Raw genomic sequence first — 22,574 nt, forward strand, 5'->3', positions numbered from 1 at the left:
CTATCCGGCCTCGCAGTCGTGTTCGATCAGCGTCTGCCGGGTCGGCTCGTCGTACGTTCCATCGATCGGGCTGGGCTGAATCATCCGGTAGAGCGTGATCGATTCGACCGGTTGGTCGTAGCGACTGGTTGCCTGTCGGCAGGCCCACTCGGCGTAGCCCCGCCCGATGGCCCCATCGTTGTCGCCGCTCACCGCGGACATGAACTTCCGTTCACGGAACGAGTTGTAGGTTGTCGCCGCATCCGGCGGGCGATCGAACGAGGGGCTGTCGCCCAACGCCGCCACCGTCGAACCGTTGTCGAGGGTGGCGTTGGTGATAAACCAGCTGTAGGAGTCGGTCGGATTCGGCGCGTACAGTCCCCACGACTGATCGAGGATCGCCGTCGCCTCGTCCTCGTATGGTGGTTCGTACTCGGCAACGTGGCCGACACCATACAGCAGCACGAAGACGAGCGCGAAGACACCCAGAATCGTCAGCAGCGATCCCGCGTAGGCCCGGCCGAAGGCAACGAGGTCGCCGCGACCGCGTCGGGCTGCCGCCTCGGCAAGTCGGCGTTCGATCGGCTCCCCACCGAACCACCAGCCGAGTCGGCCCGCTGGCGGCGGTGTCGTCACTGCATCCGGCAGCGCACGGACGACGGCGTTCCAGAACGGCGGCGTCAGATACGGGATCACCGCGGCCGTCAACACGAAGGGGAACAGCCCGACCATCAGCGTCGGCACCATCCCAAGGAAGGCCCCGATATAGACGAGCGCGGCGGCCGCCCGGAGCCGTCCGGCGGTGAAAAACAGGAAGCCAATCGAACCGGCCAGTAGCGTCACCCAGCCGTAGTTGAGAATTTCCAACAGCGTCGGGTAGGCACTCAGATAGTTGCCAAGCAGCACCGTCATCTCGTCGTTGGCGAAGGCGATCTGGAGAGCCTCGCCGGCGTACCACGTCTCACCCTGGTGTTTGAGCACCGCATTCTGCGTGAAAACGACCAGCGGTTGAGCAAGGACGGCGGTCGTCGCCGCGCTCATCACCGCCTCACGATACTCGCCTCGACGAACAGCGTCGACCGACCACCGCTCGCCGAGCGGCGTCAACAACGTCAGCGGCAGCAGCGTCCGCAACAGGATGTCGCCGCCGTTGAGCACCGCCGGATTGCGCGCGTGCAACGACACCAGCAGGACGAACGAACAGAAGCCGACGAGCCGCGTTCGGTAGCCGACAACGAAGGCGAGCGCGAACAGCCCGGCCAACACGAACAGCAGCGCTTGAAACCACAGCGATCCCGAAAGCGCGTGGATCGACAGTCCGGCGAACTGCGTGTAGGTTGCCTCGTGAACGGCCAGCGGGTAGACACCGCTGTTGGTATAGTATTTCTCGATCCCAGGCGCACGGTGGGCAAGGTCGATAAGGAGAATCGATCCCAGTAGGATCCGCATTGCCGCCAGCGCACGGGTGTCGACGCGGAGTCGACGACGAGCCGCGGCGACAGCCGGCGCGAGCGGCCCACCAGTGCCGAACAGCCGGGTCGCCGACGCGCGGAACCGGGCGAGGGGCGAGGCGTCGGTCATACGTTCGAGGGAGGGCTCACGGATTGTGCCGACAGCACTGCTGGCAGGTGCTTCGAGCCACGGGAAACTGGCTGCAGCGACATACTCGGGGCTACGATGCGCGGCGGATAGGTTTTGTGTGTCAGCGACCGATAGTATGCAGATGCGCAGTTGTGGGAGTGTAACGGGTGTCGAAAGCCCTCGACGCGCTCGACTCCCGGGACTCGCTGCGCGCTTCGTCGCTCGCTTCGCTCGCTCCTGCAGTGCTTACATCGTCCGGGTTCGCCGAGCGCGTCTCGCCCTTTCAGTCCACCAGGGAAGCAGTTGATTAGCTGGTCGACCCGCCTGTTTACCTATTGTCTCTGAACATCGTCCGGTGACCACACGCTGAGCCTCGTCAACAGTGCAGTGGTGTCATTGATGTATCGACACCGACAGCAGACGCCCAACGATTCTACTGCTGGCGGTCGATTATCCCGTGAGCGAACCCCCTATGTTGCTACAGCCCCAAGTGATCGTATGGGCATTCCACTGGCGATGGGGTGGCGACACCTGCTGTTCGAAAACTGGCGGGTCGACCCCGACGTGATCGCCGAACGGCTTCCCGAGACGCTCACCGTCGACACCTACGACGGCTCGGGCTGGCTCTCGGTCGTGCCGTACACCAACGTCGCCGTCCGGCCACAGGGGTTGCCGGCCGCGGTCGGCCAGCCGCTGCCGGAACTCAACCTGCGCACCTACGTCACCTGCGATGGCGAGCCGGGGATCTACTTTTTCAGCCTCGACGCACAGGGGATCGCCGGCGTGCTCGGCGCGCGCGTGACCCAGCATCTGCCGTACTACTACGCCCGGATCAGCCTCGAGGGTGACGGCGACCGAATCCGATTCGACAGTCGCCGTCGGCATCCGGGGGCGCGACCGGCGCACTACGCCGCGACCTACAGGCCCAGCGGCGAGGCCTTCGATTCGAGTGCAGATCCACAGGCGCGGTTCCTCACGGAACGCTACCGGTTTTACACCGAGGGATCGGATGGCACGCTGCGCTACACCGATGTCGACCACGAGCCGTGGACGCTGTATCCGGCCGAAGCCGAGACCGAGACAAACACGCTGTTCCGCGCCGATGGGTTCGAACACCCAGATGGCGAACCAGTGCGATACTATAGCCCCGGGGTTGATGTGACCGCCGGCACAAGCAGCCGCTGGACTGGAGGCACCCAATGAGTAACCAACCGGTGACAACCGACGGCGATCCGCTGGCCGAGCTTGGCGGCCGGCCGGTGTTGCTGTTCGACGGCGTCTGCAACCTCTGCAATCGAAGTGTTCAGGAGATCATCCCGCGGGATCCAACCGGCAAGATCGCGTTTGCGCCGCTACAGTCGGAGATCGGCCGCGCCCTCCAGGAGCGACACGGCTTCGACACCGACGACCTCGACACCGTCATCCTCGTTGAGGGCAACTCAGTGCAGACGAAATCCGACGCGGCGATCCGGGTCGCCGAACTGCTGGGCTGGCCCTACGCCGCGCTCGTCCTTGCTCGATTAGTACCGCGAAGCGTCCGCAACGAAATCTATGACTTCGTTGCCGACAACCGGTATAACTGGTTTGGGCGGAAAGACCAGTGTATGGTGCCCGACGAGGACGTAAGCGATCGGTTTCTGGAGTAACGCGGCGACGACACCGCATGAAGAGAGCTGACCAGTCGGTGTCGACGCTGTGGCTTGCGGTCGTCGTGCTGGCAGTCGCTATGCTCGTTGCCTCCGTGATTCCGGTTCCGGCAGCGACGCCACAGACTGATCCGACCGGCAGCGTCGACACCACGACGCTGCTCCATATCGTCGGCTACGTGACGCTCGCTGCGGCTGGGGTCATCGCGGTCGCACGCGAGGGATGGCCGGGGCGTCCTCGCTCGCGTCGCGTCGAAATCAGTGCTGTCGCCAGCATCGTCGGCCTCGTCGCGCTGTTCGGTGTCGGCACCGAACTCTTGCAGGCAACAATCTCGTGGCGCACGTTTGCGGTCGCCGAAGTCGGGCTCAACGCCGCGAGCGCGGCGGTCGGCGGCCTGCTCGCAACGATGTGGTTTTACCGTCCAGTCGAATAAGGTCAGCAATGAGTAAGCCAAGTCCGGAGGTCTACGAGGAAGACCGCGGGATGGACGCCCACAACTCCGTCATGCGGGAGATCCGCGGGCTGAAGGAGAAACACTACGACCCCCACGAGCCGACTCGCGTCTGGCTCGACGAGGACAACACCCCCGGCGGCGTCTACGACTCGCTGACGATTATTCTCAACACCGGCGGCTGCCGGTGGGCACGGGCCGGCGGCTGTACGATGTGTGGCTATGTCGCCGAAAGCGTCGAGGGCGGCAGCGTCGCCCACGACGCGCTGATGGATCAGATTCAGGCCTGCCTCGACCACGAGGCCAACAACGCCGACGAACCCGCCGACCTCATCAAAATCTATACCTCCGGATCGTTCCTCGACGAACGCGAGGTCGGCGCGGAGACACGGCAGGCAATCGCGGAAACGTTCAGCGACCGCGAGCGGATCGTCGTCGAATCGCTGCCCGATTTCGTTGACCACGAGAAGATCACGGACTTCACCGACCACGGACTCGCTGTTGATATCGCGGTCGGCCTCGAAACCGCGACCGACCGGGTTCGCCACGACTGCGTGAACAAGTACTTCGATTTCGCTGACTTCGAGGCCGCCTGCGAAACCGCACAGGATGCCGGCGCGGGGATCAAGGCCTATCTCCTCATGAAGCCGCCCTTCCTCTCAGAGCGAGAGGCCCGCGACGACATGGTCGACTCCGTGCGCCGCTGTGCCGCCGTCGATGGCTGTCACACGGTATCGATGAACCCCTGCAACGTCCAGCAGTACACGATGGTCAACGAACTGTTTCGGGCAGGGGGCTACCGCCCGCCGTGGCTCTGGTCGGTCGCCGACGTACTGGAGCGAACCGCCGATGTCGATGCCATCGTCGTCTCCGATCCGGTCGGTCACGGCTCGGATCGCGGCCCGCACAACTGCGGGGAGTGCGATGACAGAGTCCAGAAGGCGATCAAAGATTTCGATCTGCGGCAGGATCCCTCGGTGTTCGAGCAGGTGAATTGTGACTGTGAGCGAACGTGGGAGCTTGTGATCGAGGAAGAGACGAGCTACGCAATGCCGTTAACACGGTAAGCGAGAGGCCGTCGAGTCAGATTACGCGCGGAATCCGGTCAGAATGTTTTCGCCGTCAGTGCCGCCAACGTCAGGCAGCGTCGCCCGTTCGGGATGCGGCATCAACACCGCGACCGACTCGCGCTCACCGAGGATGCCGGCGACGTTGTGCGTCGAGCCGTTCGGGTTCGCGTCGTCAGTGACGTTGCCGTCGGCATCGCAGTAGCGGAACAGCACACGGTCGTTGTCGACGAGGTCATCGTATCGTTCCTCGGTGATTTCGAAGCGACCCTCGCCATGGGCGATCGGGATCTCGATCACGTCGCCTTCCTCAAAGTGCTCAGTCCACGGCGTATCGGCGCGTTCGACCCGCAGGTGGACGTGTTCACACTGGAAGCGCGCGCTCTTGTTCGTCGTGAACGCACCTTCGGTGAGGCCGGATTCACAGCCGATCTGGGCACCGTTGCAGACGCCGAGAACCGGGGTGCCGTCGGCGGCAGCGTCCCGAACCTCGTCCATGATCGGCGAGCGGGCGGCCATCGCGCCAGCTCGGAGATAATCGCCGTAGGAGAAGCCACCGGGAACCACGACGCCGGTGGTATCAGCTGGGAGGCCGTCCTCGTGCCAGACGCGTTCGGCGTCGATATCGAGAGACTCCAGGGCGCGAACCGCATCGCGGTCGCAGTTCGAGCCGCCGAACTGGATGACCGCGACCGTCATGCGGACTCCGCGGCGGGGGCCGCCGACACCTCGTAGTCGTGGATCGTCGGATTCGCCAGCAGGCGTTCGGCCATCGACTCGGCGCGCTCCTCGGCTTCGGCGGCGTCGTCGGCTTCGAGGTCGATCTCGAAGCGATCGGCCGAGCGGAGTTCGGAAAGTTCGAAGCCGAGGCGTTCGAGGGCCTGCTTGGTCGTCTCGGCTTCCGGATCAAGGACGCCGTGTTTCAGGCGGACGGTCACGGTCGCGGTGTAGGCAGTCATTACCGTCGACTGGGTGAGGGGCGCGAAAAACTCTTTTGAACCGGCGGGGTTGTCGCCGCGATCAGGCAAACAGCTGTCGAGCGTCGTCGACGGCCTCGACGAGGGCGTCAATCTCCTCGCGGGTGTTGTAGACGTAGAACGACGCTCGGGCGGAGGCTGCCGCCCCAAGCGTGTCGTGAAGCGGTTGGGTACAGTGGTCGCCGGCCCGGATCGCGACGGCGAAATCGTTGAGGATGCTGGAAAGGTCGTGGGCGTGGACGCCGTCGACATTGAACCCGACGAGGCCGCCGCGGTCGTCGCCCGGCGGGCCGTAGATCGTCACATCGTCATAGCGGTTCAACTGATCGTAGGCGTACTCCGCCAGCAACTCCTCGTGGGCCTGAACGTTTGCCATCCCGATGTCCTCGAGATACTCGATGGCGGCATCGAGGGCGATCGCTTGAGCGATCGAGGGGGTTCCGGCCTCAAACTTCCACGGGAGGTCTTCCCATGTTGAGTCTTCATAGGTGACCTTTCGGATCATGTCGCCGCCGTAGAGATACGGCTGCATCGACTCAAGCAGGTGTTCTTTGCCGTACAGCACGCCGATCCCGGTCGGCCCAAGCATCTTGTGGCTCGAAAAGGCGAGAAAGTCGGCGTCGATCTCGCCGACATCGACCGGCCGCGTTGGCACGGATTGGGCCCCGTCGACAAAGGAGTAGGCGTCGACCTCGTGGGCCATCTCGGTGATCTTCTCGACAGGGTTGATCGTCCCAAGCGCGTTGGAGATATGGACGAGCGAGACCATCTCCGTGGAGTCGTCGATCAACTCGGCGGCGTGTTCCATATCGAGGCGGCCCTCGTCGTCGATCTCGATAAACCGGAGTTCCGCGCCGGTGCGCTTGCAGATCTGCTGCCAGGTCACCAGCGAGGCGTGGTGTTCCATCTGGGTGGTGACGACCGAATCGCCCTCGCCGAGTTCGGCCAGCCCCCACGCGTAGGCGACGAGGTTCATCGCCTCGGTCGTGTTTTTCGTGAAGATGATCTCCTCGCGGCCGTCGGCGCCGATGAAGTCGGCGACCGTGTCGTGGGCCTCCTCATAAGCGACGGAGGCTTCCTGGCTCAGTTGGTGGATGCCGCGGTGGACGTTGGCGTTGTAGCTGTAGTAGTAGTCAACGATGCTGTCGACGACAGCTTTCGGCGTTTGGCTGGTCGCGGCGTTGTCGAGATACACCAGCGGTTCGGTGTCGTCCTCGCCCTCGCCGGGGGTGGTCACGTCGCCGCCGACGTTGCGGTCGAGCACCGGGAAATCAGCCCGGATCGCCTCGACATCGATCGGATAGGCGTCCTGCGTACTCATTACCCGCCTGTAGGGCCCCCGGGGGTAACACGTCTTCGGTTCGCCTAAGAATATGCAATGAGCAACGGTTTCGTTACGCCGAAAACACAAGCTAAATCCACAACAGTTGGGCGTGTTCGGTGCCGTCAACATCCAGCACCCGCTCCTCGTCGATCAGGCCGGCGTCGACGGCGACGCCGACCGACTCCTCGCCGACGAGGTTGCCGACAGTCGCCCCCTGCAGGGCGTCGATAACGGCCTCGGGATCGGCGTCGGTCGCCTCCTCGCCAGCGTAGAACTCCTCGGTCACCTCCAAGGAGATATCGCCGTCCTCGTAGGTCTCACCGAGACAGTCCTCATCGCAGACGGAGACAAGCACACCTTTGGCTGTATCCCGCTCCCGCAGTAACATTAGAACTCCTCGGTCAACTCTTCCTCAGCCTCCGCGCGGATCTCTTCGGCCTGCTCGATGGCTTCCTGGGCCTCCTCTTCACGACCAAGCTCTTCGAGGGCGCGGGCTTTCTCCTCAAGGATCTCGGCGTTGCGCATCCCCAGCCGGATCGCGTTGTCGAAGGCGTTGAGCGCGTCCTCGGTCAGGCCGCGTTCGCTGAGGAAGAAGCCGCGGTTGTACCACGCCTGCGGGAACCGGGGGTCGATCTCGACGGCGCGCTCGGCGTGTTCGAGTGCCTCCTCGGTGCGGCCAAACTCCCATAGCGCGTAGGCGAGATTGGTTTCGGCGGTCGCCGCGTGCTCGGAGTCCTCGTCGATGCGGAGGGCTTCCTCGTAGGCTCCGATGGCCTGATCGAACTCCTCCAGTTGGCCGTGGGCGACGCCCTTGTTGACCCAGGCCTCCTGGGCCTCGATCGAGTCCTCGTCAGCAAAGCGGGCGGCGCGCTCGAAGGCGGCGGTGGCCTCCTCGAAGCGGTTGATCTCCATGTAGGAGAGCCCGACATCGATGAGCTCCGGCACGTCGACCTGCTCGGCAGAGACGTTGTGCTTGTCGAGTACGTCGGTCAGCACGCGGGAGTCGACCGGGTCGACCTGGTCGGGATCGACGCCAAGATCCGTCGGATCGAGGGTGAACTCCTCGTAGTCCTCGTCGACGCCTTGTCCCTCGGAGAAGGCATGTGAGCGATCGTCGGCATCGTCTGTCATATCCGCTCGTTCGACGCCGCGTCGGGTAAGGGTTGCGTCAGGCTGTGATCGCCCCAACGCCTTTTTCGCCACCACCGCAACTCCCCGGTATGCGATACGGCGTTGTGGCTGACATCCACGGTAATCTCCCCGCCTTCGAGGCCGTGATCGACGCGATGCCCGCGGTCGATCGGTGGCTCTGTGCCGGCGATGTCGTCGGCTACAACCCCTGGCCCGCCGAATGCGTCGCCCGTGTTCGGGAACTCGACGCCGCGACCGTCATGGGCAACCACGACCGCGCGGTCGCCAGCGACACCGGCTTCCGGTTTAATTCGATGGCCGCCGCCGGTGTCAGCTACGCCCGCGAGAAACTCGACGAGGACGCTATCGACTGGCTCGATTCCCTCCCGAACCGCCGAACCATCGACGGCGGCGAAATCCTGATCGTACACGGCCACCCCGAGAATCCGGATCGCTACACCTACCCCGATGAGTTCGAGCCCGAAATGTTAGAAGACAACGCCCGCGTGACAATCACCGGCCACACCCACGTGCAGGGCGTCCGGGAGTTCGACGAGGGCGTCGTCATGAACCCCGGCAGCGTCGGCCAGCCACGCGACGGCGACCCGGAGGCCGCGTTTGCGGTGCTGGATATCGACGAGGGCGGCGACGCCGATACTGCCAACGTCGATGTCGAAACCCACCGCGTCGCCTACGATATCGACCGCGTGATCGACGCTGTCGAGGACGCAGAACTACCGAGAAAAATCGGGACGAGACTGCGTGACGGGCGGTAGCGACCACCCGAGCGTCACTATACCTCACGTTGGACGATCTCTAAGGTTTCTTCGCGGTCGTCCCAAGCGACAAACAGCGCGACCGAGGTCGCACTCGTGATCACGTCATGGAGGTTGATCCCGGCGTCAGCGATCGGCGTCAGGACACTCTGGATAACGCCCGGTCGGTTCGGGAGCTCGCCGCCGGTGACCCGGATGACGGCGATGTCGTCTTCGACGGTGACACTTGAGAGCGTGTTGCCGCTGACGACCCGCTCGTGGAGCACTGGTTCGGCCTCATCAGCCAGTTCGCTGTCGACGTAGAAGGTGATCGAATCCATCCCGCTGGCGACGGCGTCAATGTTGATCCCGGCGTTCCGCAGCGCGTCGGAGAGATCAGCCAGGATGCCGGGGCTGTTGCGGATCGACCGTCCGGCGACGGTCAGACAGGCGAGTTTCTGTTCCTGCATATCGATCAGATTCTGGAACTCGCCTTCGATCTGGGTGCCGCCGGTCAGCAGATCGCCGTGTTGGTAGTGGACAACCCGCACATCGAGGTGTTCGTGTTTGTACGACAGCGCGCTCGGGGCGACGACCTCCGCCCCGCGGAAGGAGAGATTCCGGAGTTCATCAACGGAGATGCGACCGACATTGCGCGCGCCTTCGACGACCCGGGGGTCGCCGGTCATGACGCCCTCAACATCGGTAACGATGACGACCTCGTCGGCGTTCATGTAGTTGCCGAGCATGACCGCGGTCGTATCCGAGCCACCACGGCCCAACGTTGTGATATCGCCGCCCTCGTTTTGGGCGAGGAAACCGGTGATGACGGGAACGACGCCGTCGAGTTGCCCCGCAAGATCGGTGGCGCGTTTCTTTGTCGCCTCGACATCGACCTCGCCGACATCGTTGGTGATGATCGGCCACTCGTCGCTGCCGGGCTCCAAAAAGAGGGCGTTGACCTCCCGCGCGGCTAAGGCTGCCTTCAGCATCCGGACGCTGGTGCGTTCACCCATCGAGACGATCTCCGCGCGATCCTCGTCGGAGACATCGAACTCGATGTCGTCCAGCAGATCGTCGGTTGTCGATCCCATCGCGCTGGCGACGACGGCGATCTGGTGGCCAGCCTCAACGGCCGCGGCGATCGAATCCGCCGCGCGGTTGATCCGCTCGCCGGTACCCAGACTCGTCCCACCAAATTTGGCGACGACCCGCATCAGCACCCCTCCTGTGTCGCTGTAGCCAGCCCAGTGCTCCCGATATCGTAACGACGCATGCCCGCCCGTTGCGTGGGGACCTGCATAACGTTGTTCACTCCGGGTCGTTGGGGCGGTGCCGTCGGCAGGGTCGTCGACGCCGGAGTCGGCTGGCTTTTTGTCCGCCGGCCACCGAGAAACGGGTATGCAAACGCTGACCGAAAAGCGGGTCTTCGGCGCGAAAACCGGTGTCACCGATATCTTCGTCAGCACCGACAGCGGGGTCGCCGCTGTCACCGTCTCAGCCGACCAGATCGGGGCGTTCGGCCTCGCCCATCGAGGCTCGGCAACCGCGGTTGCGGCGACGGGCGACCGGCTCGTCGTTGGTACCGATGAGGGGTTGCTCGCGGCTGATATCGACGCCGCCGACCGGAGTGCCGACGTGCCTGATCCGACGTTCGCCGCCATCGGTGGCGACACGATCGACGCGGTATCGGCTGTCGCTCTCACACCCGAGGGGCTGATCATCGCCGACGGCGATGGGGTCGTCTACCGCGGCGAGCACGCCGAAACGGTCACCGAGCCGCCAGCCTGGGAACGGCTTGGGGCGACCGACGAGGTTCGGGCGATCGATGCCGGCCTACTCGCAGCGGCCGACGGCGTCTACCGCATCGATGACGACGGACTGACAAACACCGGTCTCACCGATGTCCGTGCGGTGACCGGCATCGGCCAACCGCTGGCGGCGACAGCCGATGGCCTGTTTCGGCTGGCCAACGGCTGGCAATCGATCGCCGATGGCGCGTTTCGGGCGGTTGCCGCCGACGGCCACGGCCACGCTCACGCCGTCGGCGATGCGGGCCTGCTCGTTCGCTCGGCCGACGACGGCGCGTGGACGACGACAACCCCACCGGTCGAGGCACCGATCGTCGATCTCACAGCCGACCGCGGGATCGTCGCGGCGGTTACCGACGACGGAACGCTGTGTGTTACCGCCGGCGACGGGTGGCGACACCAGCGGCTCGGTCTGCCCGGGGCCCGGGGGGTCGCCATCGGTGGCGGCACGGATGGCTCGTAAGCGACGCACACCGAAACCCCGTTTAGGTGTGGCTGAACTAGGGGTCGTATGGCTACGATCGTACCCGCACCGAGCTCCCAGTCGGTGGCGGCCGCGCTTGCGGCAACCGGCGTCGGCACGCTGACGACCCCGACCTACGAGTGGTTCACCGACGACGAAACGCTGCTTTCGGTTCCCGAATTCGACGACGACGCGGCGATCGTCGTCGGCTCGACGGCGACCAACGATGCCCACATTGAACTCCTCCAACTCCAGGATGCAGTCCGAGAGGCCGGCGCAACCGATATCACGACGGTTATCCCGTATCTCGGCTACGCCCGGCAGGATCAGGCGTTCAAAACCGGCCAGCCGGTTTCGGCCCGCGCGATGGCGAAGGCGATCTCGACTGGCACCGATCGGGTGATCGTTGTCAACCCCCACGAGCCGGACGTGACCGATTTCTTCACCGTGCCGACCGAGGCGGTCGATGCGGCCGCCGCCCTCGCCGACCCGCTCGACGACCTCTCGGAGCCACTGTTTGTCGCCCCCGACGAGGGCGCGACCGCACTGGCGACGACGACGCGGGACGCCTACGGCGAGGGTGAGGTGGACTACTTCGAGAAGGAACGCGACTACGATACCGGCGCGGTCGAGGTGACACCGAGCGACGCCACCGTCGAGGGACGGGATGTGGTGCTCGTCGACGACATCATCGCTACCGGCGGCACGATGAGTGGCGCGATCAATGCCCTCCACGACCACGACGTGGGCCGCGTCTATGCCTGCTGCGTCCATCCCGTGTTGGCCGGCGCGGCACGAACGAAACTCGCCGCCGCCGGCGTCGAGGCTGTCATCGGCACCGATACTATCGAACGCGCGGTCAGCGATGTGAGCGTCGCCCCCGCCATCGCTGACGTGCTTCGGTGATGCTCTCCGCGACCGGGAGCGCCGCCACCAACGTTCATATCGCCGCCGGTCGAAAGGCCGCCCATGCCAACGATCTTCGAGCAGATCGTCGATGGTGAGATCCCAGCGCGTATCGTCCACGAAACCGACACCACGCTCGCGTTTCTTGATGCCAACCCGTTAGCCCGCGGCCACACACTCGTCATCCCGAAAGAGCCCTACGAACAGCTCGATGATCTCCCGGCCGAGATTGCCAGCGACGTGTTCAGCGTCGTCCACGAGTTGACACCAGTTGTTGAGGAGGCTGTCGACGCCGACGCGACAACGATCGGGATCAACAACGGCGAGGCCGCCGGCCAGGAGATCCCCCACGCGCATGTCCACATCATCCCGCGGTTCGAGGGCGACGGCGGCGGGCCGATTCACGCGATCTCGCCGACCAACCCAGAGCCCACCGAGGACGAACTCGACGCCATCGAAGACGCGATCAGCGAGGGCTAAGCGGCCGCCAGTCGGGCTTACGAGGCCATACCGTGGTCGCGGCATCGGATAAAAAACGTCCACAAGCCCACACACTTGTTACGTATCTAACTAATATATTGCTCGGTGCGAATACTGGGGGTTGCAGTATGGCTCCCAAACAACCCCGCTGTCCCGACTGCGACGGGCAGTTGCGAACCGAGGCTGAGGAAACGGTCTGCAGCGACTGTGGGCTCGTCGTCGACACCGACCGCATCGACCACGGCCCCGAGTGGCGATCGTTCGACGATAGTCGAACCAACCCCAAACGAACCGGCGCGCCGTTGACCGAGGCCCGCCACGACAGAGGGCTATCGACCGAAATCGGCTACGATCGAGACCTCAGCGAGCATCGCCGCCGGAAGTTCATCCGACTGCGACGCCAGCACAACCGCGCCCGGATCGGGCGCAAACGCGACCGCAATCAGTTCTATGCCTTCCAAGAGATTCGACGGCTGATCAGCACGGAGTCGCTGCCGACACCGGTGCGCGATCAAGCCTGTTCGCTGTTCCGCACCGCCCAGAAGGAAAGTCTGCTTCGGGGTCGCTCACTGGAAGGGTTTGCGGCGGCCTGCGTCTACGCCGCCTGTCGAATCAACACGGTATCCCGAACCATTGAGGAAACAGTCGCCACAGCAAAGGCCGACCGCGCGGAGTTTCAGGCTGCCTACGACGCGCTCAACCGTGAACTCGGGTTGCCAGTCGAGCCGACCAGTCCCGCCGAGTACCTCCCGCGGTATGCAAGCGAGTTGGAACTGTCAAGTGCTGTCGAACGCCGCGCCCAGGCGCTTGTCGACCGCACGAAAGAAGAGGGGATTGCCAACGGGCGCAACCCGAGCGGAGTCGCCGCGGCCTGTCTATACACGGCTGCCAAGGAGTTAGATGCTGAGGTAACCCAGCGTGAGGTCGCCGAGGTCGCCTCGGTAACGCCGGTGACAGTACGAAATACGTTTCAGGCACTTGCCGCCGAGCCGCCGACGCAGTAGTCACTGGTGTGGTGCAACCACATCACTTCGCCTCACAGCCGTACGCCGGCGCAGACACCACTCTGCCGTCTCTCACTACGACTCAGGGAGGATATACACGTCGCCACCGTCTTTCACGACTGGCACGGTCTCAGCGTCGGGATCAACAAAATCGGGACGAGCAACGGTTTTCGCCTCGTAGCTCTCGGGGTCAAGCAACTGGATCGAGTGGTCGTCCTCGACTGTCACGACGGTCGTCTCAACAGCATCCCGTCGGTGGCCGATCGGTTCGACGGTGGGCAGCCCATCGCCGTTGCCGCTTGCCTCGTAGGGGTCGCCGGTCGTGAGTCGTCGGCCTGTCAGATTGTTGTGTGCGCTCCGTACCAGTACTGGCCCGTCGCCGTCCTCAGGGTCGACCACGTCGCCGGCGGTGTATTTTGGGAGGCGAGCGACGAAGGTGACCCGGTAGACCTCGTTGCCATCGCTGTCCTCGGTCACCAGGGTTGGGTGGTCGTCGACGGTGCCGCCGAAGCGGTCGGTGATGCGGTTGGCGACGGCCTGCCCAAGTTTGTTCGTCGAGAGCTTGATCGTCGGACCGGCGTCGTCATCGGTGTCGATCTCGGTGATAAACGCCTCTCTGTCGCCATCGGCTTCCTTGCCGGCGACGTAGCTCTCGGCGATCTCGATTGCCTCGGCGGCCTCGTCGTCGGTTGGCTCACGATCCTCAGCACGTACCTGGACGATGCTGGCGTAGTAGCCGCCGGCGATCCGGCCACAGCGATCGCAGACCTCCTTGGCGATCCGGACGGGCACGATCAACTCCTCCTCAAGCAGGGTCTCACGAACAACCCCCGAGAAGGTGCAGTGCATCCGGATCGTCGTCTCGTCGACCTGTTCGGGCTCGACGCCCCACTCGACGTTGGCGGCGTCGATGTGGACGGACAGCGACTCGCTGACGGCATCGATGGCGATGTCGGTGTAGTCAACGGCACCAACATCGACCCAGCGGTTGCCGCGGTGCACCGCGCCACAGCGGCCACAAACCGAGACCTGCACGCGCTCGGGTGCGTCAATAAAGTCGAATTCGTCGAAATAGCAGCTATCACAGAGCGCGTCGCTGTCGGCCCGCGGCGCGCCGGGCCGCGGTTCGGCCCGCTCGGCGACCGTCTCGCCGCACTCCGGACAGAAGCCGCGTGACTCAGTCATCATCGGCCGATAGACGCGGCGGCTGGTTAAGCGGCGCGAATCGGCTGCCGTCGCCGCCGCGACCTCACCGCTTATGTGTGGAGAACCCGACGCTGTCAGTATGGGTTCAGGCTACACCGTTGGGATCGATCTGGGGACGACACGCAGCGCGGTCGCCTACGTCGCCGGCGGCGATCCGGAGGTGATCACGACGGGCAACAGCGGCGAATCGGTCATCCCCTCGGTGGTGCAGTTCACCGAGGACGGCGAGGTCAACGTCGGCCAGACGGCCGCCAATCTCGCCGTCCAACACCCCGAACGGACGGTCACCGAGATCAAACGCGAGATGGGAAGCGAGGAACCGATCTCGGTTGCCGGCGAGGAGTACCTCCCCGAACAGATCTCCAGCCTGATTCTCGAGCATGTGATTGATGAAGCCGAGGGGAGCATCGGCCGCGACGTTGACAGCGCGGTGATCACGGTGCCAGCGTACTTCGATGATCCGAAACGCACCGCAACCGAAACCGCCGGCGAGATCGCCGGCCTCGATGTCGAACGCCTGCTGCCGGAGCCGAGTGCGGCCTGTCTCGCCTACGGGCTCCATGAGAGCAAACTCGGCTCCGGGGAGGCCGAACTCGCCTTCGTCTACGACCTCGGCGGCGGCACCTTCGATGCGACGCTCGTCGAGATCGATTACGAGATCAACAGCGTCGAAACCTTGCATACCGCCGGCGACAACGAGCTTGGCGGCAGCGACTGGACCGAGCGGATCGTCGACTGGATGATCGAGCAGATCCACGCCGACACCGGGGTCGACATCGCTGACAACCCTGAACAGTTAGCGCGAATTCGACAGGAGGCCAAAAGCGCGAAACACCGGCTGTCGGATCTCCCGTCGACGGATGTGAGCGTCCCCTTCGTCGTTCCGGAGCAGTCCTACACCTTTGCGGAGACGCTGAGCCGCGAGCAGTTTGAGGAGCTGACTGCGGATCTCGCCGCCGCGACAACCGAGCCACTGGACGACCTCTTTTCGCGGGCCGATTACGCGCCCGACGACGTCGACAAGGTGCTTCTCGTCGGTGGATCGGTACGGATGCCCCACATCCAGGAGCTCGTCGGCGACTACTTCGGCCAGGAGGCCTCAAATGAGATCAACCCCGAGGAGGCCGTCGCCCTCGGCGCGGCGATCCAAGCGGAGATCATCGACGACAGCGGCGCGGACGCCTCGGCGATGTTGCCCGGCGAAACCGATGATATCGTGTTGATCGATGTGGTACCGCAGTCACTTGGGGTTCGACTCTCGGATGGCTCGATCGACCACATCATCGAACAGGACGAACAGATCCCAACCTCGACACGAAAGGAGAGCTACGGCACCGTCGAGGAGGGCCAGACCTCGGTGCAGATTCGCGTCTATCAGGGCGAAGGCGACACGGCCGCGGAAAACACCAAGATCGGCACCGCCGTCCTGCGGGATATCCCGCCGCGGCCGCCGGGTGAGCCATCGCTGGCCGTCGAGTTTCGGATCACGACCGACGGCCAGCTTGAGGTGACCGGCGAGGATCTCAAAACCGGCAAGCAGGTCGAAACCGCGATCGAATCGGCGCTCAGACACTCCCCCGAGGAGATCGACGACCTCGGTGAGGAGTTGCCGGCACTGCGTGAGCCCTAAATGCCAGACAGCTATGGGGGAACGCCGTCGGCCGACTCCTACTACGAGCGACTCGGCGTCGACCCCGATGCCAGCGAGGAAACGATCAAGCGCGCAAGCAAACTGGCTAAGCGTTCGGTTCACCCGGATAACAACAGCAGCGAGCAGGCAACCGCCGAGCGTGAGTTCGATCGGGTGACCGACGCCGCTGACGCGCTGACCGACAGCGAGTCGCGGGCCGCCTACGACACCTTCATCGACGACCAAGGGCCAGCCACCGGCACCGATCGCTATGAGGAGTGGGACGCGGCCGGACGACAAAAGTCGCCGACAGCGTGGCTCTCGGAGCCGCGATCGAGCGGTTCGTCGTCGTCAGCGAGCGCGTCGACAACGAGCACATCGACGACGAACGCGTCAACAACGAACAACAGCCGTACCTCTTCGCGCACACGCACGAACGCGAGTCGGGAACCGAACGCGAATCGCCGGCCAAACGACCGTCGGCGACCGGGCGAACAGACAGCAGCGTCGACACCGACCGATGAGGCAGCCGAGACGGCGGCAAACGAGAGTGCCACCGCGGCCGCCAGCACCCCTGAGGCCGAAACTGAGGACACAGCCGAGACAGCGTCAACAACGCCAACCGGACGGCCAAACTCCAAGCGCGCGCCGGAAAGCGTGTTGGGTGAGGATCCCGAGGAGCTCTACAACAAATACGTACTTGACTCCGATGCCGCGTGGGGGTCAGGCGAGGCCGAGGCGGGACAGACTGGAGGCGGTAGCGGCACCGCAGGCGCGTCGCCATCGGTGGCGGGAGCCGTTGTGTCGCGGTTCGTCTCGGCGGAGGTCGCCGCCGACATCGATCGGGTCGCCGCCGCGCCGAAACCGTGGTGGCTCCGTGGGGGCCTCGCGGTTGTCCTGTTGGCCCTCGCAGTAGTGGTCGGCCCGATCGCCGAACGCCTCGCGTTGCTTCCCTTTGTCGCGGTGCCACGGATCGGTCTGTGGCTGTATCCGACGCTTGCGGCCGGGGGGACACTCGCCCCGGAGCTGGTTCCACTCGAAACCCCGGTGCTCTGGCTGGCGGCCTACGCCGGACTGTCGGTCGGGTACTTCTTAGTTGGACGGCGGCTCCGAATGGCTGGACAGGAGTAACGGTGACCGGCTGCTTCGGTAAGGTTTAGCCCGTTGAACAACTACCGATAGGTATGCAATGGAAGACAGATTGGGGACTCCGTGGACGGATGGTGTTCACGATGTTTCTCCTGTTCGCCCTCTACATCGTCTTTATCGGCGTGCTGGCGGTCTACTGGGGGAACCTCCTCGGGATCGTCGTCGTGATGGGGCTGTTCTCGTTCGCCCAGCTCTTTTTCAGCGACAAACTCGCCCTCTACAGCATGGGAGCCCGCGTCGTCGACGAAAACGAGGCCCCTGAACTGCACCGCACAACCGAGCGGTTAGCCCAGCAGGCCGACCTGCCGAAGCCACAGATCGCCATCGCCGACACCCGCGTCCCGAACGCGTTTGCGACAGGCCGCAACCAGCAAAACGCGACCGTTGCGGTCACACAGGGGCTGTTGAACACACTGAACCAAGAGGAGCTTGAGGGTGTCATCGCCCACGAGCTCGCCCACGTCAAAAACCGCGATGTGATGGTGATGACCATCGCCTCGTTCCTCTCGACGCTGGCGTTCATCGTCGTCCGCTGGGGCTGGCTGTTCAGCGGCGACGGCCGGAATCAGGCGCCGGTGTACGTGGCGATCATCGCCTCGCTGCTCGTGTGGGTCGTGTCGTTCTTCCTGATCCGCGCGCTGAGCCGGTACCGCGAGTATGCGGCCGACCGCGGGGCGGCGTCGATCACGGGCAACCCCTCGGCGTTGGCCTCCGCGCTGATGAGCATCGACGGTCGGATGGATCGCGTGCCGGACGATGACCTCCGCGATCAGGCCGAGATGAACGCGTTCTTCATCATCCCGATTCGCTCGGGGATCGTCGGCAAGCTCGCCAGCAGCCACCCGCCGACGGAGAAACGGATCGAGAAACTCCGCGAGCTGGAACGCGAACAGGAAACGGCCTGAGCCGCTGACGACTTCCACGCGGAGCCGCGACGACGACCCTTTTACCGCCGGCCACCAACAATTAGCTATGGGTTTGATGGACACCGTTCGGTCGATCTTCGGCGTTTCCGCCGAGACTGACGCGACACGGAAGGCCGACCCCGAAGATCTGTTCGGGATGTCGACGGCGTATATGACGATGGAGGCCGATCTCGGCTATGAGAACGCCGGCAAAGCCGCACTCTGCTTTTCGTCGGTCGATAGTACGGATTTCAGCGACACTGTCGATGAGGTCAAATCGATTCTGGAGGCCGGCGAATCCGACACGGGAACCACGTTTGACACCCACAGCGACGATCACGGCTACAGCTGGGTTGTCCTCGACGACACCGATCCCGAGGATCTACTGACGACGATCCATTTCGCGGCCGATACGTTCATCGAACAGGGGTATGGCTCCCGGCTGTTGGCGGCCGTCTTCGCCTTCGACAAGAGCGGTACCGACCACGCCTACTGGATCTACTCCTTCCGGCGGGGGGCATACTACCCCTTTGTGCCGGAGGGCGACCACGAACGAGACAACCAAGCCGAGTTCAAACTCCAATCGGTGCTGGACGGCGAGCTCGACATCGAAGCCGACGAGCAGTATTGGTATCCGCTGTGGCCCGACCGTCCCGGCGGCTACCCGTGGGAATAGTGATGGCAGCGTAATCGACCACGCCACCGTTGGTACCGCTGATACGTACCGAATCATCAGCCGATAGTCAGATCTCGTCGATCACATTTTACTTTCACTACGCTGTTAACGAGGCTTTATATGCGAAAGCGAGCAACGTCAGGGCACAATGGCTGAGGATGAACTCGAAACGCTGCCCGGTGTCGGGCCGGCAACCGCGGACAAACTCGTCGACGCAGGATACGACAACTACCAGAGCATCGCCGTCGCCTCCCCGGGCGAGCTCTCGAATCAGGCCGATATCGGCGACAGCACGGCCAGCGACATCATCAACGCCGCCCGCGAGGCCGCCGATGTTGGCGGCTTTGAGACCGGCGAAACGATCCTCGAACGCCGCCAAGAGATCGGCAAGCTCTCCTGGCAGATCGATGAGGTCGACGATCTCCTCGGTGGCGGGATGGAAACCCAGTCGATCACCGAGGTCTACGGTGAGTTCGGTGCGGGCAAATCCCAGGTCACCCACCAGATGGCCGTCAATGTCCAACTGCCGCCCGAACAGGGCGGGCTCCGCGGCTCGGCGATCTTCGTCGACACCGAGGACACGTTCCGCCCCGAGCGGATCGACGACATGGTGCGCGGCCTCGACGACGAGATCCTCCAGGCAACGCTTGACGACCGCGAGATGGAGGGCTCAATCGACGACGAGGAGACGATGGAAGCCCTCGTCGCCGACTTCCTCGATCGGATTCACGTCGCCAAGGCGTTCAACTCCGACCACCAGATCCTGCTGGCCGAGAAGGCCAAGGAGCTCGCCGGCGAACACGAAGACAGCGAGTGGCCCGTCCGGATGGTCTGTGTCGACTCCCTAACAGCGCATTTCCGCGCCGAGTACGTCGGCCGCGGCGAGCTCGCCGAACGCCAACAGAAACTCAACAAACACCTCCACGACCTGATGCGGATCGGCGATCTCTACAACACCTCGATTCTCGTCACCAACCAGGTCGCCTCCAACCCTGATTCCTACTTCGGCGACCCGACCCAGCCGATCGGTGGCAACATCCTTGGCCACACCTCCACGTTCCGGATCTACCTTCGCAAATCGAAAGGCGACAAGCGGATCGTCCGGCTGGTCGACGCGCCGAACCTCGCCGACGGCGAGGCCGTCATGCGCGTCCAAAATGAAGGCCTGAAACCAGAGTAACTGAAGGCCTGAAACCAGAGTACCGCCGCCAGGGGGCGTCGAGACGAACGACACCCCACAGCGACGACCTGTTTTTGAGTGAAGTATGTGTCGGCGAGGCGTGCCGCCGCCCCGCGGGTGCCGCCCGCGAGGACATAATCTCCAGCCGAAACGATCACCGCCATCGGTCGACATCTGTTTCGTTCTCCGGCGGTGGTCAGCTCACGCATCGAGCATCTGAAACCTTATATGCATATTATTTGGTTTCATATTTGACGCTCGTATATAATTTAGGTACTATTTCTTGAATTGTAAACGGTTACCATTATATATGTCCACACCATCAGTCACGATCGTGATTCAGAGCACAAACACACGGCGTGATCACAAAATGAAACCGAATTGTAAACCAAGCACACGCGATTCAACGGAGCAACAACAATGACAGATCTAGCCACAGCGGTCGAAGCGATCAACAACACATGGATCCTGACGGTATCGTTCCTGATCTTCTTCATGCACGCGGGCTTCGCCATGCTCGAAGCAGGGCAGGTTCGCTCGAAGAACGTCGCAAACCAGCTTACGAAGAACATGCTGACGTGGGCCGTCGGCGTCACCGTGTTCTTCCTCATCGGCACCGGGTTCAGTAGCCTCATGACCGGCGGCGGCTTCTCGCCCGCTGCCGGTGCCGGCGGCTACGTCGGCTGGTTCTACGGTGCTGTCTTCGCAATGACCGCCGCGACGATTGTGTCGGGCGCAGTTGCCGGCCGCGCGAAACTCCGCGCCTACATCACCTACACGTTCCTGCTGGCTGCAGTGATCTACCCGATGGTCATTGCGATGACGTGGTCGGCTCCCTCGGGAGCGGGTATTACCCAACTGCTCGGCCTTCCCCGGTTCGCTGACTTCGCCGGCGGCATGATCGTCCACGGCATGGGCGGTATCGCCGGCCTCACGGCCGCCGCGATCCTCGGCCCGCGGATGGATCGCTACAGCGAGGACGGCTCGCTGAACGTCATCCCCGGTCACTCGATGACATTCGCCGTTCTCGGCACGCTAATGTTGTGTTTCGGCTGGTACGGCTTCAACGTCGGTACCGCCGGAGCGTTCGATCTCGGTGACGGTGCCAACACGCTGAGCCTCATCGTCATGACGACGACGATCGCCATGGCCACGGGCGCGATCGGTGCAGCCGGCGTTGCCTACCTCAAATCCGGCAAGGTCGATACGCTGTACACCGCAAACGGAATGCTCGCCGGACTGGCCGGCATCACCGCGATCACGAACACCACCAGCTGGTGGGGGGCCATCGTTGTTGGCCTCCTCGCTGGTGCGCAGCTCCCCATCGTCTTCGAGTTCGTCTCGGAGAAACTCAAGATCGACGACGTCTGTGCGGTCTTCCCGGTTCACGGTAGTGCAGGCGTGCTCGGCACGCTCCTGATGCCGTTCGTTGCCGTGCCGGGAGTCGTTGACTCGGTTGTCAATCAGTTCCTCGCACAACTCGTCGGTGTCGTCATCATCGGCGGCTGGACGCTCACCGCGACCGCGATCATCTGGTACGTGTTCAAAGCGATGGGTGAGGCACGCGTCACCCCCGACCACGAACAGGATGGCCTCGACCTCTCCGAACACGGCGTCGAGACCTACCCCGAGTTCGGTGGCGACCGCGTTGCCACCGACGGCTTCGGCCCAACTGACGACGAGGAGATCCGCACTGACGGCGGCAGCGAGGATGTCGAACTCCGAACCGACGGCGGCCGTGAGGTTCGCACCGACGGCGGCGAAGAGGCCGATCTGAAGATGGTGTTCTCGGTCGTCCGCCCAGAGAAACTCGGTGACGTCAAGAAGGCCCTCGCCGAGGTCGGCGCGCCCTCGCTGACGGTCACCAACGTCTCCGGTCGTGGCAGCCAGCCCGCCAAGAAAGGCAGCTGGCGCGGCGAGGAGTACACGGTCGATCTCCACCAGAAGGTCAAGATTGAGTGTGTCGTCGCCGATGTCGACGCCGAGGAGGTTGCCACCGCGATCAAGGAGGCAGCCGCCACCGGCGAGCCGGGCGACGGCAAGATCTTCATCCTCGATGTTGAGGACGCGATCCAGGTGCGGACAGGCAAGGAGGGTACCGAAGCGGTCTGATTGACAGCTGCCGACACACCTCTGACTGATTTCACCACACCAAGCCCAACGAATCCGACGACACTCCTGGTAGTTCACCTGACAGGCTTCCGTCCTGTCGTCCCTTTTCACGACTCGATCACCCCACAAGCGGCAGCACT

22 protein-coding genes and 1 pseudogene are annotated in these 22,574 nt (G+C 63.8%); 15 read left to right on the forward strand and 8 right to left on the reverse strand.

Translation table 11 applies throughout. The annotated features are described in order from the left end of the window. Positions 1-1,560 carry an HTTM domain-containing protein gene (locus DM826_RS11075; RefSeq protein ID WP_120103484.1) on the reverse strand — a complete coding sequence of 520 codons (1,560 nt, stop codon included), beginning with the start codon at positions 1,558-1,560 and terminating at the stop codon, positions 1-3. A 399-nt stretch (positions 1,561-1,959) separates the two neighbouring features. On the opposite strand from DM826_RS11075, the gene DM826_RS11080 reads away from it, so the two are divergent. From DM826_RS11080 to DM826_RS11095, 4 genes are read left to right on the forward strand one after another with little or no spacing between them, the layout of a single operon-like run. Further along, complete coding sequence (locus tag DM826_RS11080) at positions 1,960-2,763, forward strand: YqjF family protein (RefSeq protein ID WP_120103485.1); 804 nt, start codon at positions 1,960-1,962, stop codon at positions 2,761-2,763. Continuing rightward, positions 2,760-3,206, forward strand: a complete 447-nt coding sequence (locus tag DM826_RS11085; protein ID WP_120103486.1) for a thiol-disulfide oxidoreductase DCC family protein — start codon at positions 2,760-2,762, stop codon at positions 3,204-3,206. The genes DM826_RS11080 and DM826_RS11085 overlap by 4 nt, the downstream gene beginning before the upstream one ends. 17 nt (positions 3,207-3,223) lie before the next feature. Beyond that, positions 3,224-3,640: a VanZ family protein gene (locus DM826_RS11090; protein ID WP_120103487.1), complete on the forward strand. Its 417-nt coding sequence runs from the start codon at positions 3,224-3,226 to the stop codon at positions 3,638-3,640. Between the two features lie 8 nt (positions 3,641-3,648). Continuing rightward, positions 3,649-4,725 (forward strand): archaeosine biosynthesis radical SAM protein RaSEA, encoded by a 1,077-nt coding sequence (locus DM826_RS11095; protein ID WP_120103488.1) that lies wholly within the window; start codon positions 3,649-3,651, stop codon positions 4,723-4,725. 21 nt (positions 4,726-4,746) lie between these two features. On the opposite strand, the gene purQ is transcribed toward DM826_RS11095, so the two are convergent. The 5 genes and pseudogenes from purQ to DM826_RS11120 all read right to left on the reverse strand — a co-directional run. After that, on the reverse strand, positions 4,747-5,424 hold the full coding sequence (gene purQ, locus DM826_RS11100) for a phosphoribosylformylglycinamidine synthase I (RefSeq protein WP_120103489.1): 678 nt from the start codon (positions 5,422-5,424) through the stop codon (positions 4,747-4,749). After that, the gene (gene purS, locus DM826_RS11105) at positions 5,421-5,684 is read right to left on the reverse strand and encodes a phosphoribosylformylglycinamidine synthase subunit PurS (protein WP_120103490.1); all 264 of its coding nucleotides are present in this window, start codon (positions 5,682-5,684) and stop codon (positions 5,421-5,423) included. Before purS ends, purQ begins: the two co-directional genes overlap by 4 nt. Positions 5,685-5,745: 61 nt before the next feature. Beyond that, positions 5,746-7,023 (reverse strand): aminotransferase class V-fold PLP-dependent enzyme, encoded by a 1,278-nt coding sequence (locus DM826_RS11110; protein WP_120103491.1) that lies wholly within the window; start codon positions 7,021-7,023, stop codon positions 5,746-5,748. A gap of 91 nt (positions 7,024-7,114) precedes the next feature. Beyond that, positions 7,115-7,414 (reverse strand): DUF424 domain-containing protein, encoded by a 300-nt coding sequence (locus DM826_RS11115; RefSeq protein WP_120103492.1) that lies wholly within the window; start codon positions 7,412-7,414, stop codon positions 7,115-7,117. A 5-nt stretch (positions 7,415-7,419) separates the two neighbouring features. Beyond that, a pseudogene (locus DM826_RS11120) lies at positions 7,420-8,157 on the reverse strand (tetratricopeptide repeat protein); the annotation flags it as partial. 89 nt (positions 8,158-8,246) lie between these two features. Between DM826_RS11120 and DM826_RS11125 the strand changes: the two are divergent. Continuing rightward, a complete protein-coding gene (locus DM826_RS11125) occupies positions 8,247-8,933 on the forward strand; it encodes a metallophosphoesterase family protein (RefSeq protein WP_120103493.1) in 687 nt (228 codons plus the stop codon). A gap of 17 nt (positions 8,934-8,950) precedes the next feature. Here the strand turns inward: DM826_RS11125 and DM826_RS11130 are convergent, their stop codons facing one another. After that, positions 8,951-10,129, reverse strand: a complete 1,179-nt coding sequence (locus DM826_RS11130; protein WP_120103494.1) for an aspartate kinase — start codon at positions 10,127-10,129, stop codon at positions 8,951-8,953. Positions 10,130-10,313: 184 nt separating this feature from the next. On the opposite strand from DM826_RS11130, the gene DM826_RS11135 reads away from it, so the two are divergent. From DM826_RS11135 to DM826_RS11150, 4 genes are all read left to right on the forward strand, one after another. Further along, positions 10,314-11,186, forward strand: a complete 873-nt coding sequence (locus DM826_RS11135; RefSeq protein WP_120103495.1) for an HVO_0234 family beta-propeller protein — start codon at positions 10,314-10,316, stop codon at positions 11,184-11,186. A gap of 48 nt (positions 11,187-11,234) precedes the next feature. Next, complete coding sequence (gene prs, locus DM826_RS11140; protein WP_120103496.1) at positions 11,235-12,092, forward strand: ribose-phosphate diphosphokinase; 858 nt, start codon at positions 11,235-11,237, stop codon at positions 12,090-12,092. Between the two features lie 63 nt (positions 12,093-12,155). Beyond that, positions 12,156-12,572, forward strand: coding sequence for an HIT family protein (locus DM826_RS11145; protein WP_120103497.1), 417 nt, complete (start codon positions 12,156-12,158; stop codon positions 12,570-12,572). A gap of 128 nt (positions 12,573-12,700) precedes the next feature. After that, complete coding sequence (locus DM826_RS11150) at positions 12,701-13,576, forward strand: transcription initiation factor IIB (RefSeq protein ID WP_120103498.1); 876 nt, start codon at positions 12,701-12,703, stop codon at positions 13,574-13,576. A 75-nt stretch (positions 13,577-13,651) separates the two neighbouring features. On the opposite strand, the gene DM826_RS11155 is transcribed toward DM826_RS11150, so the two are convergent. Further along, complete coding sequence (locus DM826_RS11155; protein ID WP_120103810.1) at positions 13,652-14,761, reverse strand: 60S ribosomal export protein NMD3; 1,110 nt, start codon at positions 14,759-14,761, stop codon at positions 13,652-13,654. A gap of 100 nt (positions 14,762-14,861) precedes the next feature. On the opposite strand from DM826_RS11155, the gene DM826_RS11160 reads away from it, so the two are divergent. The 6 genes from DM826_RS11160 (at position 14,862) to DM826_RS11185 (ending at position 22,434) form a co-directional block, all read left to right on the forward strand. Beyond that, positions 14,862-16,412, forward strand: coding sequence for an Hsp70 family protein (locus tag DM826_RS11160; protein WP_165853303.1), 1,551 nt, complete (start codon positions 14,862-14,864; stop codon positions 16,410-16,412). Further along, entirely contained in the window at positions 16,413-17,543 is a 1,131-nt protein-coding gene (locus DM826_RS11165) for a J domain-containing protein (RefSeq protein WP_120103500.1), read from the forward strand. It abuts the gene before it with no gap. Positions 17,544-17,596: 53 nt separating this feature from the next. Then, positions 17,597-18,466: a zinc metalloprotease HtpX gene (gene htpX, locus DM826_RS11170; RefSeq protein WP_120103501.1), complete on the forward strand. Its 870-nt coding sequence runs from the start codon at positions 17,597-17,599 to the stop codon at positions 18,464-18,466. Between the two features lie 67 nt (positions 18,467-18,533). Further along, on the forward strand, positions 18,534-19,142 hold the full coding sequence (pspAB, locus tag DM826_RS11175; protein ID WP_120103502.1) for a PspA-associated protein PspAB: 609 nt from the start codon (positions 18,534-18,536) through the stop codon (positions 19,140-19,142). A gap of 148 nt (positions 19,143-19,290) precedes the next feature. Then, complete coding sequence (gene radA, locus DM826_RS11180) at positions 19,291-20,322, forward strand: DNA repair and recombination protein RadA (protein ID WP_120103503.1); 1,032 nt, start codon at positions 19,291-19,293, stop codon at positions 20,320-20,322. Between the two features lie 420 nt (positions 20,323-20,742). Beyond that, entirely contained in the window at positions 20,743-22,434 is a 1,692-nt protein-coding gene (locus DM826_RS11185; RefSeq protein ID WP_120103504.1) for an ammonium transporter, read from the forward strand. The last annotated feature ends 140 nt before the right edge of the window (positions 22,435-22,574 follow it).

The sequence above is a fragment of the Halonotius aquaticus genome (assembly GCF_003605575.1).
Taxonomy (GTDB): Archaea; Halobacteriota; Halobacteria; order Halobacteriales; family Haloferacaceae; genus Halonotius; species Halonotius aquaticus.

Coding starts and splice junctions, on each gene's coding strand:
- DM826_RS11075 (WP_120103484.1), bottom strand. CDS start 1,560: ATGACCGACGCCTCGCCCCTCGCCCGGTTCCGCGCGTCGGCGACCCGG.
- DM826_RS11080 (WP_120103485.1), top strand. CDS start 1,960: ATGTATCGACACCGACAGCAGACGCCCAACGATTCTACTGCTGGCGGT.
- DM826_RS11085 (WP_120103486.1), top strand. CDS start 2,760: ATGAGTAACCAACCGGTGACAACCGACGGCGATCCGCTGGCCGAGCTT.
- DM826_RS11090 (WP_120103487.1), top strand. CDS start 3,224: ATGAAGAGAGCTGACCAGTCGGTGTCGACGCTGTGGCTTGCGGTCGTC.
- DM826_RS11095 (WP_120103488.1), top strand. CDS start 3,649: ATGAGTAAGCCAAGTCCGGAGGTCTACGAGGAAGACCGCGGGATGGAC.
- purQ (WP_120103489.1), bottom strand. CDS start 5,424: ATGACGGTCGCGGTCATCCAGTTCGGCGGCTCGAACTGCGACCGCGAT.
- purS (WP_120103490.1), bottom strand. CDS start 5,684: ATGACTGCCTACACCGCGACCGTGACCGTCCGCCTGAAACACGGCGTC.
- DM826_RS11110 (WP_120103491.1), bottom strand. CDS start 7,023: ATGAGTACGCAGGACGCCTATCCGATCGATGTCGAGGCGATCCGGGCT.
- DM826_RS11115 (WP_120103492.1), bottom strand. CDS start 7,414: ATGTTACTGCGGGAGCGGGATACAGCCAAAGGTGTGCTTGTCTCCGTC.
- DM826_RS11125 (WP_120103493.1), top strand. CDS start 8,247: ATGCGATACGGCGTTGTGGCTGACATCCACGGTAATCTCCCCGCCTTC.
- DM826_RS11130 (WP_120103494.1), bottom strand. CDS start 10,129: ATGCGGGTCGTCGCCAAATTTGGTGGGACGAGTCTGGGTACCGGCGAG.
- DM826_RS11135 (WP_120103495.1), top strand. CDS start 10,314: ATGCAAACGCTGACCGAAAAGCGGGTCTTCGGCGCGAAAACCGGTGTC.
- prs (WP_120103496.1), top strand. CDS start 11,235: ATGGCTACGATCGTACCCGCACCGAGCTCCCAGTCGGTGGCGGCCGCG.
- DM826_RS11145 (WP_120103497.1), top strand. CDS start 12,156: ATGCCAACGATCTTCGAGCAGATCGTCGATGGTGAGATCCCAGCGCGT.
- DM826_RS11150 (WP_120103498.1), top strand. CDS start 12,701: ATGGCTCCCAAACAACCCCGCTGTCCCGACTGCGACGGGCAGTTGCGA.
- DM826_RS11155 (WP_120103810.1), bottom strand. CDS start 14,761: ATGACTGAGTCACGCGGCTTCTGTCCGGAGTGCGGCGAGACGGTCGCC.
- DM826_RS11160 (WP_165853303.1), top strand. CDS start 14,862: ATGGGTTCAGGCTACACCGTTGGGATCGATCTGGGGACGACACGCAGC.
- DM826_RS11165 (WP_120103500.1), top strand. CDS start 16,413: ATGCCAGACAGCTATGGGGGAACGCCGTCGGCCGACTCCTACTACGAG.
- htpX (WP_120103501.1), top strand. CDS start 17,597: ATGCAATGGAAGACAGATTGGGGACTCCGTGGACGGATGGTGTTCACG.
- pspAB (WP_120103502.1), top strand. CDS start 18,534: ATGGGTTTGATGGACACCGTTCGGTCGATCTTCGGCGTTTCCGCCGAG.
- radA (WP_120103503.1), top strand. CDS start 19,291: ATGGCTGAGGATGAACTCGAAACGCTGCCCGGTGTCGGGCCGGCAACC.
- DM826_RS11185 (WP_120103504.1), top strand. CDS start 20,743: ATGACAGATCTAGCCACAGCGGTCGAAGCGATCAACAACACATGGATC.